Annotated in this window: 12 protein-coding genes and 1 pseudogene; 12 read left to right on the top strand and 1 reads right to left on the bottom strand. The window is 35.9% G+C overall.

Going from position 1 to position 17,449, the window contains the following annotated elements; genetic code table 11:
- The first annotated feature begins 26 nt into the window (after positions 1 to 26).
- Positions 27 to 1,334 carry an AraC family transcriptional regulator gene (locus IC621_RS04455; protein ID WP_191156107.1) on the top strand — a complete coding sequence of 436 codons (1,308 nt, stop codon included), beginning with the start codon at positions 27 to 29 and terminating at the stop codon, positions 1,332 to 1,334.
- 14 nt (positions 1,335 to 1,348) lie between these two features.
- Positions 1,349 to 3,115 (top strand): sensor histidine kinase, encoded by a 1,767-nt coding sequence (locus tag IC621_RS04450; RefSeq protein WP_191156105.1) that lies wholly within the window; start codon positions 1,349 to 1,351, stop codon positions 3,113 to 3,115.
- A 284-nt stretch (positions 3,116 to 3,399) separates the two neighbouring features.
- On the opposite strand, the pseudogene IC621_RS27330 reads toward IC621_RS04450, so the two are convergent.
- Positions 3,400 to 3,537, bottom strand: a pseudogene (locus IC621_RS27330) (DUF4158 domain-containing protein); the annotation flags it as partial.
- A 295-nt stretch (positions 3,538 to 3,832) separates the two neighbouring features.
- Between IC621_RS27330 and IC621_RS04440 the strand changes: the two are divergent.
- The 10 genes from IC621_RS04440 (at position 3,833) to arfA (ending at position 17,374) form a co-directional block, all read left to right on the top strand.
- Positions 3,833 to 5,116, top strand: a complete 1,284-nt coding sequence (locus IC621_RS04440) for an ABC transporter substrate-binding protein (RefSeq protein WP_191156103.1) — start codon at positions 3,833 to 3,835, stop codon at positions 5,114 to 5,116.
- Between the two features lie 204 nt (positions 5,117 to 5,320).
- Positions 5,321 to 6,187 carry a carbohydrate ABC transporter permease gene (locus IC621_RS04435; RefSeq protein ID WP_191156161.1) on the top strand — a complete coding sequence of 289 codons (867 nt, stop codon included), beginning with the start codon at positions 5,321 to 5,323 and terminating at the stop codon, positions 6,185 to 6,187.
- Complete coding sequence (locus tag IC621_RS04430; RefSeq protein WP_191156101.1) at positions 6,184 to 7,008, top strand: carbohydrate ABC transporter permease; 825 nt, start codon at positions 6,184 to 6,186, stop codon at positions 7,006 to 7,008. Before IC621_RS04435 ends, IC621_RS04430 begins: the two co-directional genes overlap by 4 nt.
- A gap of 32 nt (positions 7,009 to 7,040) precedes the next feature.
- Positions 7,041 to 10,085 carry a glycoside hydrolase family 2 TIM barrel-domain containing protein gene (locus tag IC621_RS04425; protein WP_191156099.1) on the top strand — a complete coding sequence of 1,015 codons (3,045 nt, stop codon included), beginning with the start codon at positions 7,041 to 7,043 and terminating at the stop codon, positions 10,083 to 10,085.
- A gap of 447 nt (positions 10,086 to 10,532) precedes the next feature.
- On the top strand, positions 10,533 to 11,531 hold the full coding sequence (locus tag IC621_RS04420) for a LacI family DNA-binding transcriptional regulator (protein ID WP_191156097.1): 999 nt from the start codon (positions 10,533 to 10,535) through the stop codon (positions 11,529 to 11,531).
- A gap of 403 nt (positions 11,532 to 11,934) precedes the next feature.
- Positions 11,935 to 13,260, top strand: coding sequence for an ABC transporter substrate-binding protein (locus IC621_RS04415; protein WP_191156095.1), 1,326 nt, complete (start codon positions 11,935 to 11,937; stop codon positions 13,258 to 13,260).
- Between the two features lie 84 nt (positions 13,261 to 13,344).
- On the top strand, positions 13,345 to 14,274 hold the full coding sequence (locus tag IC621_RS04410; protein WP_191156093.1) for a carbohydrate ABC transporter permease: 930 nt from the start codon (positions 13,345 to 13,347) through the stop codon (positions 14,272 to 14,274).
- Between the two features lie 46 nt (positions 14,275 to 14,320).
- Positions 14,321 to 15,115, top strand: a complete 795-nt coding sequence (locus IC621_RS04405) for a carbohydrate ABC transporter permease (protein ID WP_191156159.1) — start codon at positions 14,321 to 14,323, stop codon at positions 15,113 to 15,115.
- A 45-nt stretch (positions 15,116 to 15,160) separates the two neighbouring features.
- Entirely contained in the window at positions 15,161 to 15,808 is a 648-nt protein-coding gene (locus IC621_RS04400; RefSeq protein ID WP_191156091.1) for a YesL family protein, read from the top strand.
- A gap of 63 nt (positions 15,809 to 15,871) precedes the next feature.
- Positions 15,872 to 17,374: an arabinosylfuranosidase ArfA gene (arfA, locus tag IC621_RS04395; RefSeq protein WP_191156090.1), complete on the top strand. Its 1,503-nt coding sequence runs from the start codon at positions 15,872 to 15,874 to the stop codon at positions 17,372 to 17,374.
- Positions 17,375 to 17,449: the final 75 nt, after the last annotated feature.

The raw sequence follows: 17,449 nt of genomic DNA, 5'->3' as shown, positions 1-17,449 counted from the left end.
GTCTGTAAGATGAAGAAGGAGAGAGTTTGAGCAGGTACCAATCTAGCTATCTTATTGTCAGAATTCTGTGTGTTTCACAAACAATGGTGGAGAGACTTGATTATATATTAAAGCCAAAGCTAGATGCAAAAGAGCTCTTAAACGTTTTGAAGAAAGCCGCAAACAAAATCCCTTCATTTCAATTAAGCGAAAATAAGCTGGATATCAATCATTCAGTAGATCAAATCATCGAAAAGTTGATTTCCGGTTATGAGACCAGCTATAATTCAAAAATTATTTCCGAAGTTTTTCCTTACGATTATTACTGCTTATTAGGTGTATATCTTAAGAAACGTCCTTCCACAAGGATGGACGATTTTCCTAATCATGTTACAGAAAAAATTGAAACGTTACTGGGTAAAAGCTTAGGCCAGGCTGTTTGCCGATCCTTTACTACGGAAGATAATGTAACCGCATTCATTCTAAATATGAAAAAGAAGGAAATTTTAGAGATCATTGAATTTGCCAATCTCTTAGCAGAGTTCGAACCTGACTATGGATTCGTTCTAAGTGAGCAGTTTATAAATTTTTCAGAAGTTGGGAATATATACAAAGAAAGTTTTTTAAAATTGCTGCAATATCGATTTTATTTTCCGAACAAGTTACTTTTGTTGCAACAGAATCTTCCTAAACAAGCTCCTAACTGTGGCTCTTTTAATTTGGACTGGTTTACTGAGGAAATAAAGCATGAGCGTTTTGATTCAGCATTTAACTATTTAAAAGAACATACAACTGCACGATCTAATTGTTATACTATGGATATTTTTGAATATAAATCCTTTTATGGAAATATTATTTTTAACATCACCATTTTATTAGGGAATATGGAATATGAAGTAAAGGAACTGGAAGATTCAAAATATATCTATTTTAAATCTATTGAAGATGCCATAACTGCTGAGGAAGTGGATAAACTATTAAACCAATTTATTTCCGATGTGTACAAATGTATATCCAGCAAGAGAAAAGATTCTGGAAATTCAAATATAAAGTTGCTTTTAGACTATATCCATGAACATTATGCTGAACCACTTACTCTTGCAAGTGTGGCGAAGCATTTTCATTTTAATCCTTCCTATCTATCAAGCTATTTTGCCGCTCATAATAAAGAAGGAATTATTGAATATTTAAATAAAATACGAATTGAAGAAGCATCTAAACTGCTGCTAAAGAGTCCTGAAGCGATATCAGAAATAAGCGCAAGGGTTGGTTATTCGGACCACAGTTATTTTTGTAAGGTTTTTAAGAAAATAAAGGGGTTATCTCCAAGTAAATATCGGAGAAAAAATAGATAAAAGATGGGATATAAATGAGATTAATAAGGGATCAATTTAAACATAACAGTTTATTTATCGTCATGTTTCTTATATCTGTCATAAGTATTATTTCCGTTTCTATCATAATTACCTGGACAATCATTCGCATGTCTGAACAATTTTTTATTGAAAAGTTCAGCATCACAAACGCTAAGGTGATAAATCAGGTTAAGGAAAGCGCTGAGTCATTTAATTACTCGGTTGTAATAGCGTCCAATAACCTTCTGCATAGCGGGACACTTAAAACAATTCTCACTGAAAAGCAAACTAATGCTCATAAAATGAGCTCATATTTTACCATGAGTCAATTAATGAAGCGAAACAAATCAAACTTAGATGCCTTTAATATAAGTATCATGGTTACAGGCAGAAATGGTATGAACTATTCGACTGATCGCAGCTATTGGCCGATTACTGATAAGGAATTACAGAATAGTGACTTTACCCGCAAAACATTAAAAGAACCAAAAAAACTAATGTATCATTATGACGAACGAGAGAATTCCAATGAAAATACTGGGAAAGAATCGTATATTGTAGCAGCTAAGGCGTTAATGAATCGTTTTTCGGGAAATGTCTATGGCACTATGTATTTCGCTATTAACGAAAACGAATTTCGAAAGTTTTATACTAGCTATACTAGCCAGGGGAATGATGTTTTCGTAATTGATAGGTCTGGAATGATTGTTTCTAGCAATCGGAACGAGCTTATCGGAAAAAGTGAAAAGGACTTTCTAAGTTACGCGGAAGATCTTAATGACAAATCCAAAAACTATTTCATTAAAAGATTTATGGGAAAGGACCATATTTTTTTCGTAGAATACCTCCCATCCTTTGATATGTACCTCTTTAATGTAATCGACAAGCAAACGGCAATTGGTGGTTTAATTGACAAGAAACAACTTGCATTTATCTTTATAGGGATTATATTAGTGGCTTTAATTATTATCTTTTTTGTGTCTAGGAGATTGACAAACTCACTATCGAAGCTGGTAAAGGAAATTTCAAATGCATCAAAACACGATTTTCACCAATATGTTTCGGTAAACGGCACTTATGAGACAAGACAAATTGGTAATGCCTTCAATTCAATGCTCGAAGAACTTCATGAATATGTAGAAAAACTTGTTAAATCCCAAAAACAACAGCGTAATGCCGAACTTGCTGCGCTGCAGCAGCAAATTAACCCACATTTTTTATATAATACATTGACATCCATAAAGTTCATGGTACTGCAAGGAAATAGGGGAGAGGCTGAAGATGCGATTAATGCTTTTATATCATTACTGCAAAATACGATCGGTAATGTCGACGAAACTATTACTGTAAGGCAGGAAGTTGAGAATCTAAAAAATTACGTTTTAATTAATCAAAAACGCTATGGGAATAGAATTAAAGTGAACTATTTTATTGCACCTGATTGTATGGAACATTTTATACCAAAACTAATTTTGCAGCCTTTTATTGAAAATGCATTTTTTCATGGATTCAATCGTAAGCCTCAAGGCTATATAAATGTATTAGTGTGGAGGGAAAAAGAAGAACTAATTTGTGAGGTCTTAGACAATGGGGATGGAATGGAAATTTCCTTAGAAAGCAACCTCCCTATTTCTAAGCGGAAACAAGAACGTTTCACTGGAATCGGTGTACGAAATGTATTAGAACGGATTCAACTGATTTACGGGGAAGCTTATGGTGTGAATGTATCTAGTGAGTTGGGAAAGGGGACCAGGGTGCGGATCTCCTTTCCAATCAAATAATAGAAAAATGGGGTAGCGTCCCATACCCATCAAGCTAAGTTAAAATCATACCTTTAAAAGGAAAAAACGCTATGCTTATCGTAAGAAGTTTACGAGAAAGGATGGTGTTTTTTAATGAATCCTATCATTTTAAATGAACTGAAACTGTTCGCACAAGAGCTACAATTAGGAGACTTACAAGCCATTCATGATAAAGAGACTTTCTATATCTCGCGATTGAAGCTAAATACACGTATTTATATCAAGAACGCTGAGGCAGAATTCTTCAACAATGGCACGTTAAAAGCTTCTTGTTGGAAATATTTTAGTAACACGGCAAAGCCCAAACGGTTCGCTTCTGTTTTATTCCCCTTAGATATGTAATTCATTTGGCATTAACATAAAGTTGCTAAAAGTTCTTCTTTAGTCCAATTTTTCTTCACTTCCCCCTCTGATCTATATGTTTTTTTAACATCTAGGTAACGAAAAAAATCATCATAATTAAACAATTTTACTTTTATTGTAATTTATCTGACGGTCCGTTAAGAGTGGGATAAAAATAATTATAAAACCTAAATATATTACAAATTTCCATTATGTAAACGAATTCATTGTGTGAAAATAATACAAGTTTAAGAAAAAATCGTCCTAACCTGAAGACCCCGGCAAGTGATAACATTACAATTGCAGGATAGATAGCGCTTACATTAATAAATCATTTTATTTGGGGGAATATCGATGAAAAAAATACTTGCTCTACTTTTAGTCAGCATGATGGTGTTGACAGCATGCTCTTCTGGATCCACAAATGGTCAAACTGAAGAGGCTACAGATACAAACGAATTAACCGTTTGGGCATGGGATCCTAACTTTAACATTCAAGCAATGGAGTTGGCTGGTGAAGCATATCAATCGGAAGATTCAGATGTTAAGTTGAATATTATTGAAAATGCCCAAGATGATATCATTCAAAAGCTAAATACCAGCTTAAGTTCTGGTACAACAAAAGGGTTACCGAATATGGTCTTAATTGAAGATTATCGCGCGCAAAGCTTCCTTCAAGCTTATCCGGACGCGTTCTATGAGGTCACTGGTTCATTTAAACCAGATGATTTTGCCAAATACAAAGTTGCTGCTACTAGTATAGAAGATAAAAACTACGGAGTTCCGTTCGACTCAGGGGTAACGGGGCTATATGTTAGAACAGACTATTTAGAAGAAGCGGGATACACAGTAGAAGATTTAAAAAACATAGACTGGAATGAGTACATTGAAATTGGTAAAAAAGTAAAAGAAGCAACAGGCAAACATATGCTAACACTTGACCCCAATGATCTTGGACAAATTCGTATGATGATCCAATCAAGCGGCTCATGGTATTTAAAGGAAGATGGAGTTACACCTGACTTAGCTGGTAATGAAGCTCTTAAAAAAGCGTTCGAAGTATACAAAAAGCTTTTAGATGCTGATATTGTGAAGCCTGTCTCTGACTGGAGTCAATTTCTTGCTGGTTTTAACAGCGGCGAGGTTGCTAGCATACCTACTGGAAACTGGGTTACGGCTTCTGTAAAGGCAGAAGCTTCACAGTCTGGAAAGTGGGCAATCGTGCCCCAGCCTAGACTTCCAGGAATAGAGAATTCAGTAAACGCCTCTAACTTAGGGGGGAGCTCCTGGTATGTTCTTAACATCCCTGGTAAAGAAAAAGCTGTCGACTTCTTAGCAAAAACATTTGGTTCAAATGTAGATTTATACCAGAAGTTAGTCAAGGAAACGGGGGCAATTGGTGCATACAAACCAGCTGCTGAGGGAGAAGCATATAAAGCAGAAGATGAATTCTTTGGTGGACAATCGATCACTTCTGATTTCTTAGATTGGACAGAGCAAATTCCTCAAATTAATTACGGTATGCATACCTATGCAATTGAGGATATCTTGATTGTCGAAATGCAAAATTATCTTAACGGTAAAGATATTAATAAAGTACTTGAAGACGCCCAAAAACAAGCGGAGGGACAACTTTAATCAACCTCCCAGCTCCATTAATGATTCTTAAAAAATATATAGAGATTAATCCTCGGAAACTCTTAGTTTATTAGGAAGAACAGATTATCTAATCATCCAGGGGAAGAGTTCCGAGGTATTTTTATACAAATGGTAAGGAGTTGACAGGAAGTGATTACAGCAAAAACCAATCCGGTCATCCAGTCAGCCAGATCTAGAAAGAAGATGATTACAAAAAATGTTTTTATTGGCTGGTCTTTTATTACAGTTGCATCACTAATGATCTGCTTGTTTTATTTTTATCCAATGGTTCAGGCATTAATCATGTCTTTTCAATCAGGAGCAGGAACAAATTTGAAATTTACTGGGTTTGAAAATTATGCCCGCTTATTTACAGATCCAACATTTATCTCTGCCGTAACAAACACAGTGATTTACCTCTTGATTCAAGTACCGGTTATGATCTTGCTTGCTCTATTTTTATCTGTTTTGTTGAATGACAAAAAGCTGAAGCTAAAGGGTTTGTTTCGTACGGCAATATTTTTGCCATGTGTAACATCACTTGTTGCCTATTCAGTTATTTTTAAATATTTGTTTGGAGTCGATGGGATCATTAACATGATGCTGATGAAAGTATCTCTTATTTCAGAGCCAATAGAGTGGCTTACAGATCCTTTTTGGGCAAAAATAGCCATAATCGTCGCTATTACATGGCGTTGGACAGGCTATAACATGATTTTCTATCTTTCCTCACTACAAAACATTGATCAGTCTATATATGAAGCAGCTAAAATAGATGGCGCATCAGCTATTCAACAATTCTTTAAAATTACGATACCGATGTTGAAGCCTATTATTTTGTTTACATCCATAACTTCAACTATTGGTACACTTCAGCTGTTTGATGAAGTCATGAACATTACGAAGGGCGGTCCTGGAGACGCGACTATTACGATATCACAATACATCTATAATCTATCTTTTAAATACACGCCAGACTTTGGCTATGCTGCTACCGTCTCTTACGCTATCGTAATCATGATTGTCTTCTTCTCTATCATTCAGTTTAAAGTGGCAGGTGATAAAAAATGAGTAACCTTAAACGTATTTTTCCTTACGCAGTATTAACGATTGCTACAATCATCTCGGTCTTTCCCTTTTTATGGATGATCATCAGTGCAACAAATAAATCAGTAGATGTAACAAAAGGTAGATTATTACCGGGCAGTCATTTTTTTGAAAACTTTACCAACCTATTAGAAACGGTTAATATCGTACCCGCTTTAATAAATTCCGCAAAGATCTCTATTTCAACAACGGTGCTTTCGTTATTAATCTCATCATTGGCGGGCTACGGATTTGAAATTTATAAAAGCAGGGCAAAGGATATTGTCTTCAATATCCTGTTACTTTCCATGATGATTCCTTTTGCAGCTTTAATGGTTCCATTATTCCGTATGTTTGGAACAATCTCTCTAACTATTCCTTTTCTTGGAATTGATACTTTAACAGCAGCCGTTTTACCAACTATTACAACAGCATTTCTCATCTTTTTCTTTCGACAAAGTACAAAGATGTTTCCAAAGGACATTCTTGAAGCGGGGAGGATTGACGGTTTGAGTGAGTTGGGAGTGTTCTTCAGAATTTATGTTCCAACAATGAAAACTACTTATGCCGCAGCAGCTATTATTACTTTCATGGCAAGCTGGAACAATTATTTGTGGCCCCTTGTTGTATTGCAGTCTCCTGAGAATCAGACGATCCCGCTGCTCATATCCAACCTTGGATCAAGTTATTCACCTGACTTTGGTATCATTATGACTGCAATCGTCATAGCAACCTTACCCTCGGCCCTCATCTTTTTCATAATGCAAAAGCATTTTGTGGCTGGGATGATGGGTTCAGTAAAATAGTAGGATGAATCATTTGAAAGGAAGTGTGATAAATGACAACAACTCCAACAATAAGCTGGCTTTCTGACCCAAAAGTATTTTCGGTAAATCGGCTGTCTGCCCATTCTGATCATTGTTATTATGAAACGATGGACGAGGCAAGAAGCAGCTCACCAATGAAGATGCGACATAATTTAAATGGAAACTGGAAGTTTAACTATGCAGTAAACCCGCTAATTCGACCAGAATATTTTTATCAACTTGATTTCGATTCCTCAGGATGGGGAAATATTACTGTGCCGGGACACATTCAGTTACAGGGTTTCGGCAAACCGCAATATGTGAATACAATGTACCCATGGGACGGGCATAATCATATCCGTCCACCAGAAATTCCGTCTGATCATAATCCGGTTGGGAGCTATTTAAAGTCATTTTCCGTACCTGATAACATGATAAGCAAACCGGTATATATCTCTTTTCAAGGTGTAGAGTCTGCTTTCTTTGTATGGTTAAACGGTGAGTTTGTTGGATATAGTGAGGATTCATTTACACCTGCTGAATTCGAGCTTACGTCTTTTTTAACTGCAGGTGAGAACAAGCTTGCAGTTGAAGTGTACCAAAGGAGCACAGGAAGTTGGCTTGAGGATCAAGATTTTTGGAGATTTTCTGGGATTTTTCGAGATGTGTACCTCTATACTGTCCCGAAAGTACATGCCAGTGATGTACATGTGCGCACGGATTTGGACTCAACCTATACAAACGGGACCCTTAACGCTGATCTAAAGTTTCTATCACCGATTCCTAGCGATTTAAAAGTAGCAGCAGAGTTGTACGATGCAAACGGTCGTTTAGTAGTAAAGAAATACGGCGATCTTAGTGAATCGAAATGTTCACTCTCGATAGAACTTGATGAACCAAAGCTATGGAGTGCGGAAAATCCTTATTTATATAAATTATTTATTCAGATCTATGATTCTACTGGGAACTTGGTTGAAGTCATCCCTCAGAAAGTTGGCTTCAGAAAATTTGAGCTTATTGACAAAATTATGCATATCAATGGAAAAAGGATCGTATTCAAAGGTGTCAATCGCCATGAATTCAACTGCCGCAGCGGCCGTACAATTACTAAGGAAGATATGATATGGGACATTATAGCGCTAAAGCGAAATAACATAAATGCCGTTCGAACATCCCATTATCCGAATCAGAGCTTGTGGTATGAGTTGTGTGACGAATATGGAGTATATGTCATCGACGAAATGAACTTGGAAACCCATGGTTCTTGGCAAAAAATGGGTAAAGTTGAGCCATCCTGGAACATACCTGGAAATAAAAAAGAATGGGAGAACATCGTTTTAGACAGAGCAGTTTCAATGTTTGAGAGGGACAAAAATCATCCTTCTATCCTGATCTGGTCTTGCGGTAATGAATCTTATGCAGGTGAAGTCATTTTAAACGTCTCCAAATATTTTAAGTCAGTTGATCAAAGTCGTCTAGTTCATTACGAAGGGGTCTTCCATAATCGCGACTATAATGAAACGAGTGATATGGAAAGCCGTATGTATGCGAAACCGGCTGATATTAAAAAATATTTAACGGAAAATCCTGATAAGCCTTACATTAGCTGTGAATATATGCATGCTATGGGAAATTCGCTCGGAGGTATGAATAAATATACTGACTTGGAGAGTAAATATCCAATGTATCAGGGAGGTTTCATTTGGGACTTCATTGATCAATCTATTATTAAGAAAGACCGGTATGGAAAGGAATTCTTGGCATACGGAGGAGATTTTGGAGATCGTCCAACTGATTATGGCTTCTGTACCAATGGAATCGTTTACGCAAATCGAGAGCTGTCACCTAAAATGCAAGAAGTCAAATTTTTATACCAGAACTTTAAGCTTGCCCCAAACCAAAATGGGGTAACCATCCTAAACGAAAGTCTGTTTACTAATACGGCCGATTATGATTTAGAATATATCTTGTTCCTTGAAGGAAAGGAATTATATCGAAGCACGGTTCATGTTGATGTACGGCCTCAAAGTAAAGTCAGAGCAGAATTTGGATGGCCAGTTGGAATGATAGGTGAAGCAGGGGAGTATTGTATTCAGACTTCTTTTAAGTTGAAGGAAAATACACTTTGGGCAGACGCAGGGTATGAAATAGCTTTTGGTCAATTTGTATTTAAAGAAAGCAAAAAACAAGAACCAGAAAAAATTCATATTCAAAAGAGTGATTTAAGAGTTGTAAATGGCGATGTAAATATTGGTGTTCACGGAAAAGATTTTACAATCATGTTCTCCAAACAGGTTGGAAGCTTAATATCACTTAACTATGCTGGTAAAGAAATGATTGAGTCTCCACCCGCACCGTTGTTTTGGAGAGCTGCGACAGATAATGATAGAGGCTATTCACAAAGCTATTATTCAGGATGCTGGCTTACAGCCAGTCTTGCCCGAAAATGTGTTGGCATTGAGATAGAGGAAGAAAAGGATTCTGTAAGTGTAGGTTTTACCTATAACCTATCAATTAGTGATGATACTCAAGTGAAGATTTGTTATACGGTTTACCAGGATGGAGGCATGCGAGTCAAGTCAGCTTATCATGGGGCTGAGAATCTCCCGCAAATGCCGATCTTTGCAGTTTCTTTCAAGGTTCCAGCAGATTATACTCAACTAGAATGGTATGCGATGGGACCTGAAGAGAATTATTCTGACCGATCTATGGGAGCAAAGCTGAGTATATTTAAAAATCAAGTATCTGACAATCTATCCGGCTATGTTGTTCCGCAAGAATCAGGTAACCGTACTGGTGTTCGCTGGGTAAAACTAACTAATAGCGATGGACAAGGCATTAGCATTTCCTATTCAGTAGAACCATTAGAGTGCAATTTCTCCCCATATACTGCCCTGGAGCTGGAGAATGCACGCCATCATTACGAGCTTCCAAATGTTCACCATACAGTAGTTACAGTAGCAGGTAAACAAATGGGCGTTGGAGGAGACGACAGCTGGGGTGCACCAGTTCATGACGAATATCTAATAAAAGCAAACGAAGATTTGGAATTCGAATTTATGATAAATAGAATCTGAAAAGTATTAGTTTGTTCTAAGAGGTAAAGAGCTTGGTATCCCCAAGCTCTTTTTACTGTTGTATTTTTAACAATAAATTTTATCCTGAGTGAGAAAGTAGATGGATCATTTTTTTTGTTAATGAAATTATCACTTTTGAGTTGAAATATCTTTTTTTAAGAAGAAAAAAGAAAACATGATTTTGTCGCTTAACGTAAAAATAAAAAGGTGTGTTTATAAATTGAAGCAGTTTCAAGCTTTCAATCATAAAAAATGGGTTGACACTTGCATAGTATCATTCTATGTTTTTTATAAAGGAAATAATAAAAACATAGTAAGGAGGTTAAGAAAACTTGTTTGTGGTATAAAGTGAGAAAACCTGATTAAATGTGGTTATCAATCTCAAATAATTTAAATTTATTCAAGAATACTTCCTAATGTACTTTATAGAGAAAGAGTAGAGAGCCGGTGAGAAAATTGAAGGTTACAATAAAGGATATAGCAAATATTTGCGGGGTTTCACTTGGAACAGTAGATAGAGCTTTAAATAATCGCAATGGCATAAGTGAAAAAACTAGGAAAAAGGTGCTGCAGGTTGCGGAAGAATTGAATTATAAACCAGATTATATGGCAAGAAGCCTGGTGATGGGAAAAACAATGACAATAGGCGTTGTGCTTTTTGATTTATATAATCGATCTTTTGCACAATTGTTAAATGCAATTGAATTAAAAGCTAGAAAGCTTGGATACTTTGTCTATATTACGTTAACAGACAAAAATCCAGAGAATGAACTTCAATGTATTGAATATTTGGTTAATCGTAAAGTAGATGGCATTATTCTTTTCTCAGTAAACCAAGGGAATGAGTTTGATGAATATTTACGAAAATTGCAAATTCCCATTATAACAATTTTTAATTATATTTCGAATGAGTGGGAATATGTGGGTATTCAAGAACGTGAAGCAATGAAGGAGGCTACTAAATTCATTGCAAGTAGGGATTATAAACATTATGTATATATTTGTCCACCACTTGCCTATTCGGGTAAATCAAATATTTATACGCAAGAGGAACGGGTGAATGGATTTCTGGAAGGCCTTTCTGAAAGCAATATCGATTCCAAACCTCAGATCATAAAAAATAGGGAGTATATTCAAGCTTTAGAGAAAATGACGTTTAATGAGAAGGAGAGAACCGCTGTTATATGTTCCTGCGATTTGTATGCTCTTGAGGTCTTGAATTTTTTTAAGTCAAAAGGATATGAGATCCCAGAAAAAGTAGGAATTATGGGATTTGATGACATCGATATGTTGAAATATGTAACTCCAAGACTAACAACAGTCAAATACCCTATTGTTGAAATTGGAATAAAAGCTGTTGAAAGTCTAGTTCATAAAATTGATCAAGGACGTTATTTATCAACTCCATTACTAGAGTATGAGATAATTAAGGGTGAATCAATTTAAAAAAATTCAGAAAAATTACAAAAAGGGGATTGACTGCTTTCGATTCACGATGTTACTATTCATTTAACAAAAAGATTCTTCTCCTTAGAATTTTTCGTGTACGTACACGAAATTTTAACTTCGAATGTTTATTCAAGCAATAACATACTAGCAGCTACATTTTCTATTATTTTCAACTTTAAAATCTTAATACTAATAACTAAAAACGAACTTCTTAGAGCATTTAAAACCTATGAATTTAATCATTTTTAGATTTTTTCGTGCACGTACACGTTCCGCTATGTTTACAAGAGTTTATATTACTAGAACCTAATCAAGTGTTTTAGGGGGTGGTAAGACATTATCGTTTCAAATATAAAACGTTGATTGTAAGCGCTTAATTATAGTGAATGGAGGAGTAAGGATGCTAAAAAGAAGTTTGCTTTTTATGCTTATTGGATTAATGACACTATTATTAATAGCTTGTAACAAGAATTCAGCTACTTCTGGCGAAGCAGAAGAAACAGTTGTTATTGGGGATGAAGAAGATGCGACTGAATTAACATTTTGGACATTTGTTGAATTACATACTGATCTTTTTAAAGATTCAGTTGAACGGTGGAATAAAGAATTTCCTGATAAAAAAATTAAGCTAGTAGCTGAAACGTATCCATATGATAACATGCATAACAATTTACTCTTGGCATTACAATCAGGAAAAGGTGCTCCAGACATAGCTGATATTGAAATCTCTCGCTTTCCAAATTACTTGCAAGGGGAACCTCAGTTAGAGCCAATGAATGACTATGTAGAACCAGTAAAAGATAAATTTGTAGAATCACGATTTGATATTTATGCAAAAGATGAGAATTATTACGGTATTCCTACACATGTTGGAGCAACAGTCATGTATTACAATACAGAAATAATGGAAGAAGCTGGTGTAGACATTGATTCAATCAAAACGTGGGATGATTATGTTGAAGCTGGGAAAAAAGTTGTTGAGAATACAGACGCTGTAATGACAACAGTTGAGACAGAAGGATTTAATACGTATTGGGCAATGATTTCTCAACAAGACTCAGACTTTTTTGATAAAAATGGAGAAGTTATTATTGAAAACGAAACGAATGTAAAGACGTTACAATTTTTGAACGCCATGGTCCACAAGGACAAAATTGCTGAGATGACTCCTGGTGGTGAGAGCCATGCTGAGGAATATTATAAATTTATGAACGAAGGTGGAGCTGCTTCCATTGCGATGCCGATGTGGTATATGGGTAGATTCACAGATTACATGGAAGATTTGAAAGGGAAAATAACAATTCGTCCATTACCAGCTTGGGAGGAAGGTGGTAAACGTTCTGCAGGAATGGGTGGGACTGGTACTGTCATTACAAACCAATCTGAACATGCTGAGCTGGCAAAAGAATTTCTTGCATATACGAAGCTTTCTGAAAAAGGGAATATCGCATTGTGGAAGGTTTTAGGTTTTGATCCTCCGCGTTGGGATGTTTGGGAGCACAAAGCTATGAAAGAAGATAACAAGTTTTATCAATATTTCGGAACCAATATTTTTGATGTTCTTCTAGAAATTAAAGATGAAATTAATGCTGTTAATGTAACCGCAAAAACACCGCTCGTACAACAAAAATTTAATACAACTGTCTTTAATAATGTCATAAGACAGCAATCCCAAACGCCAGAAGAGGCACTGAAGCAAACAGCAGAAGAGGTTAGGAACAATTAAAGAATGAGCACAAAATACAAGGTGCTCATCTTTAGCACCTTGTATTCAGGATTAATATGAAATCAATAGAAGGAGTTGATTGTCATGGAACCAGTCGTGTCTCATGAAAAAGAGTACGTAAAAGCTCCTAGAAAACTTAATTTTCTATTTTCTCAAAAAGGTGCACCATATGTTTTTGTAGCCCCATTCATCCTTTCATTTTTACTTCTTTTTTTGTACCCGTTATTGAATGGGATCTTAATGAGCTTTCAAAGTATTTTACCTGGTCAAGTTACATTTGTAGGGTTAAGTAATTATATGAAAATCTTTAATTCTACGTTTTATCAAGCTCTTTATAACACAACTGTATATGTCATTTTAACAACCATTATCCTTGTGGTGGTTCCTATGATTTTGGCGACAATTTTAAGTTCAAGATTTATTAAATTTGCTGATTTTTTCCGAGCTGCACTATTTATACCTTCCCTGACGTCTGTGATTGTGGCCGGTGTTATTTTTCGTCTAATGTTTGGCGAGTCAGAGACCGGGTTAGCAAATGCTATTATTGGTCTTTTCGGAATGGATCCTGTTAAATGGCGTTATGGTGCAGGTACTGGAATGTTTTTAATGGTTTTACTTGCTTCATGGAAATGGATTGGTGTTAATGTCATTTATTTTATGGCAGGTCTAACAAATATTCAAAAAGAGTTGTACGAAGCAGCAGATATTGATGGGGCAGGTATGTTTCAGAAGTTTTATCATATAACGTTACCTTTATTAAAGCCTGTTACTCTTTATGTTGCAACCATAACGATTATTGGCGGCTTTCGAATGTATGAAGAAAGCTTCGTATTTTGGGAAAATGGCTCCCCCGGCAATATTGGTCTTACGGTAGTTGGGTACATATACCAACAAGGTTTCCAAATGAATAACATGGGTTTTGGCTCTGCAATCGGTGTGGTTCTCATGCTTATCATTTTAATTATCAGCTTTATTCAACTTAAATTCTTTGGTGCCCTAAAGAAGGAGGGGTAAGGAATTGAATAAAAAAGAAAAACTATTATCATGGATTCTTATCGTGATGATGGCAATTATTGCATTTCTTGCCATTTCTCCATTATTAAGCCTTTTGATTTCATCCTTACGTCCATCTGCAGAATTGATTAGAAATGGGATTACATTAACAATTCCATGGAATGAACTAAGTATAAAAAACTATATAAATATGTTTACAAATGCAGGAAACTATTGGACATGGTATCTAAATAGTCTTCTCATTTCAGGGCTTACAATTGTTCTATCCTTATTCTTTTCATCAATGGTTGGTTATGCTCTTGCCGTCTATAAATTTAAAGGTCAACAATTTATATTCATTTTGGTCCTTTTGATTCTCATGGTACCTTTCGAGATCTTAATGTTACCTTTATATCAATTAATGACAGCGTTAGGAATGATTGATAATTATATTGCCGTTATATTGCCGATGATTGTAGCACCTGTTGCGATTTTTTTCTTTAGGCAGTATGCGATTGGTCTACCAAAAGAATTAATGGAATCAGCACGAATGGACGGTTGTACGGAATATGGCATCTTTTTTAAAGTCATGGCTCCATTGATGCTGCCATCCTTTGCTGCAATGGCGATTCTTCAAGGGCTAGGCAGTTGGAACAACTTTTTATGGCCGTTAGTCGTCCTTCGTTCAAATACGATGTTTACGTTGCCGATTGGTTTGTCAACTCTCCTTACACCTTATGGCAATAACTATGATGTCTTGATCGCAGGTTCAGTAATGACCGTTTTACCAGTTATTGTTCTGTTTTTGATCTTCCAGCGTTATTTTATTTCAGGTTTAGCGGTTGGTGGAGTTAAGGGGTAATCATTCGCTCTAATGATTTACAAGTGGAAGCTGGGAGGTATTGCAGTGGAAGGAAACCTATTCATAACTAAACTTAATACGTTATTTTTATGGGTGACAAAATTAGCTTATTTAAACGGATTATGGATATTGTTTAGCTTAATAGGCTTAGTTATTGTTGGACTGTTTCCTGCTTCCGTGGCCATGCTGACTATTTGTAGAAAATGGTTACATGGAGAAAGCACCCTGCCTATTTTTAAAACCTTTGTAAAAACCTATAAATCTGCGCTTTTATCATCCAATCTTTTAGGATGGATTTTAGCCGGAGTTGGGATTCTGCTATATATTAATTTTCTAATCCTTCAGGCGAACACAGGGCAAATCAACATTGTAACGATTTCTGCGTTCTATCTGTTTCTGGTTTTTTTCCTGATTACAGTTTCACATGCTTTACCAGTATTTGTGCACTATCGCATTTCAATACTTAATTGTATACGACACGCGTTTATAATCGGTTTACTCAATGTACATCTTTCGATTGCGATTATGATAAGTCAATCATCATTCTTTTATTTGATGTTTTCATACCCTAGTTCAGCAGTGTTTTTCCTAGGAAGCATTCTCTCAATTATTCAAATGTGGCTTGCACTTTGTTCCTTCAAAAGAATAGATAAAAGGGCTATGAAGAAAAAATCGGTAAAAGCTTTTGCATAAAGAGGGTGTAAAGAGTAATCTCGATAAAAAAATAAATGAGGTTTTAAGAAAGGGAGAGCTATAATGACAGTAACCGCAAAAATGACCATTGATAAAGAATATAAAATAGGTCAGATTGATGAAAGAATTTATGGATCGTTTATCGAGCATTTAGGAAGAGCCGTTTACGAAGGAATTTATGAGCCGGATCACCCATCAGCTGATGAACAAGGCTTTCGTACAGATGTGATCGAGTTGGTAAAACAATTAAGAGTACCATTAGTTAGATATCCGGGGGGGAATTTTGTGTCCGGGTATAATTGGGAGGATGGAGTAGGTCCTGTTGGAGATCGCCCTCGAAGATTAGAGCTGGCGTGGAGAACAACTGAGACGAATCAAATTGGTACAAATGAATTTGTGGCTTGGGCAAAAAAGATTAATGCAGAGGTAAATATGGCTGTCAATCTAGGAACGCGCGGAATTGATGCAGCTCGCAATCTAGTTGAATACTGTAACCATCCATCTGGTTCGTATTGGAGTGATCTCCGTATTTCCCACGGATACAAGGATTCACACAAAATTAAAACATGGTGCTTAGGAAATGAAATGGATGGTCACTGGCAAATTGGACATAAAACAGCTGATGAATATGGACGGCTCGCAGTTGAAACAGCGAAAGCAATGAAGTGGATTGACCCAACAATTGAATTAGTAGCTTGTGGAAGCTCAAACAGACATATGGCTACTTTTGCTGAGTGGGAAGCAACAGTTTTAGAGCATACCTATGAGCATGTTGACTATATTTCCTTGCATACGTATTACGGAAATCGCGATAATGATTTAGGAAACTATTTAGCACAATCGATGGATATGGATCACTTTATTTATTCAGTCATTTCAACTGCGGACTATATAAAAGCGAAAAAACGAAGTAAGAAAACTATTAATCTATCCTTTGATGAGTGGAATGTTTGGTTTCATTCAAATGAAGCGGATAAAAAAATTGAGCCTTGGTCCATTGCACCTCCACAGCTTGAGGATATTTATACATTTGAAGATTCCTTATTAGTTGGAAGTATGCTCATTTCGATGTTAAAGCGAGCAGATCGATTGAAAATTGCTTGTCTTGCACAGCTTGTTAACGTTATTGCACCAATTATGACGGAAAAAGGCGGGGAAGCTTGGAAGCAAACAATCTTCTATCCGTACATGCATGCATCTGTCTTTGGAAGGGGGAATGCATTACATACGATTGTTGCATCTCCAAAATATGATAGTAAGGATTTCACTGATATTCCATATCTTGATACTGTTTCAGTTCATGATGAAGAAAATGAAACACTTACCATCTTTGCAGTGAATCGGCATCAAACAGATGTTTTAAGTCTTGATGCGGATGTAAGGAGCTTTGAAGGTTATAAAGTTATTGAACATATCGTTTTAGAAAATAAAGATGTAAAAGCAACAAATCAATATAATCGTTCAAATGTAACTCCACACAACAATGGAAATGCTCAAGTAGACAACGGTCTGCTAAATGCACATCTCCCTAAACTTTCTTGGAATGTTATTCGCTTGGCGAAATAAGAATAAAAGCAAAAAACCGTTACTATTTATAGGGTCTCTAAAATAGTAACGGTTTTTTAAAATATTGGAAATTAC

Source organism: Metabacillus arenae (assembly GCF_014773385.1).
Taxonomy (GTDB): Bacteria; Bacillota; Bacilli; order Bacillales; family Bacillaceae; genus Metabacillus_D; species Metabacillus_D arenae.
This window is presented reverse-complemented; position numbering and strand designations above follow the sequence as displayed.

Excerpts from the sequence above, each read along its gene's own strand:
- IC621_RS04450 (WP_191156105.1), top strand. The coding sequence starts at position 1,349 with ATGAGATTAATAAGGGATCAATTTAAACATAACAGTTTATTTATCGTC.
- IC621_RS04440 (WP_191156103.1), top strand. The coding sequence starts at position 3,833 with ATGAAAAAAATACTTGCTCTACTTTTAGTCAGCATGATGGTGTTGACA.
- IC621_RS04435 (WP_191156161.1), top strand. The coding sequence starts at position 5,321 with ATGATTACAAAAAATGTTTTTATTGGCTGGTCTTTTATTACAGTTGCA.
- IC621_RS04430 (WP_191156101.1), top strand. The coding sequence starts at position 6,184 with ATGAGTAACCTTAAACGTATTTTTCCTTACGCAGTATTAACGATTGCT.
- IC621_RS04425 (WP_191156099.1), top strand. The coding sequence starts at position 7,041 with ATGACAACAACTCCAACAATAAGCTGGCTTTCTGACCCAAAAGTATTT.
- IC621_RS04415 (WP_191156095.1), top strand. The coding sequence starts at position 11,935 with ATGCTAAAAAGAAGTTTGCTTTTTATGCTTATTGGATTAATGACACTA.
- IC621_RS04410 (WP_191156093.1), top strand. The coding sequence starts at position 13,345 with ATGGAACCAGTCGTGTCTCATGAAAAAGAGTACGTAAAAGCTCCTAGA.
- IC621_RS04405 (WP_191156159.1), top strand. The coding sequence starts at position 14,321 with ATGATGGCAATTATTGCATTTCTTGCCATTTCTCCATTATTAAGCCTT.
- arfA (WP_191156090.1), top strand. The coding sequence starts at position 15,872 with ATGACAGTAACCGCAAAAATGACCATTGATAAAGAATATAAAATAGGT.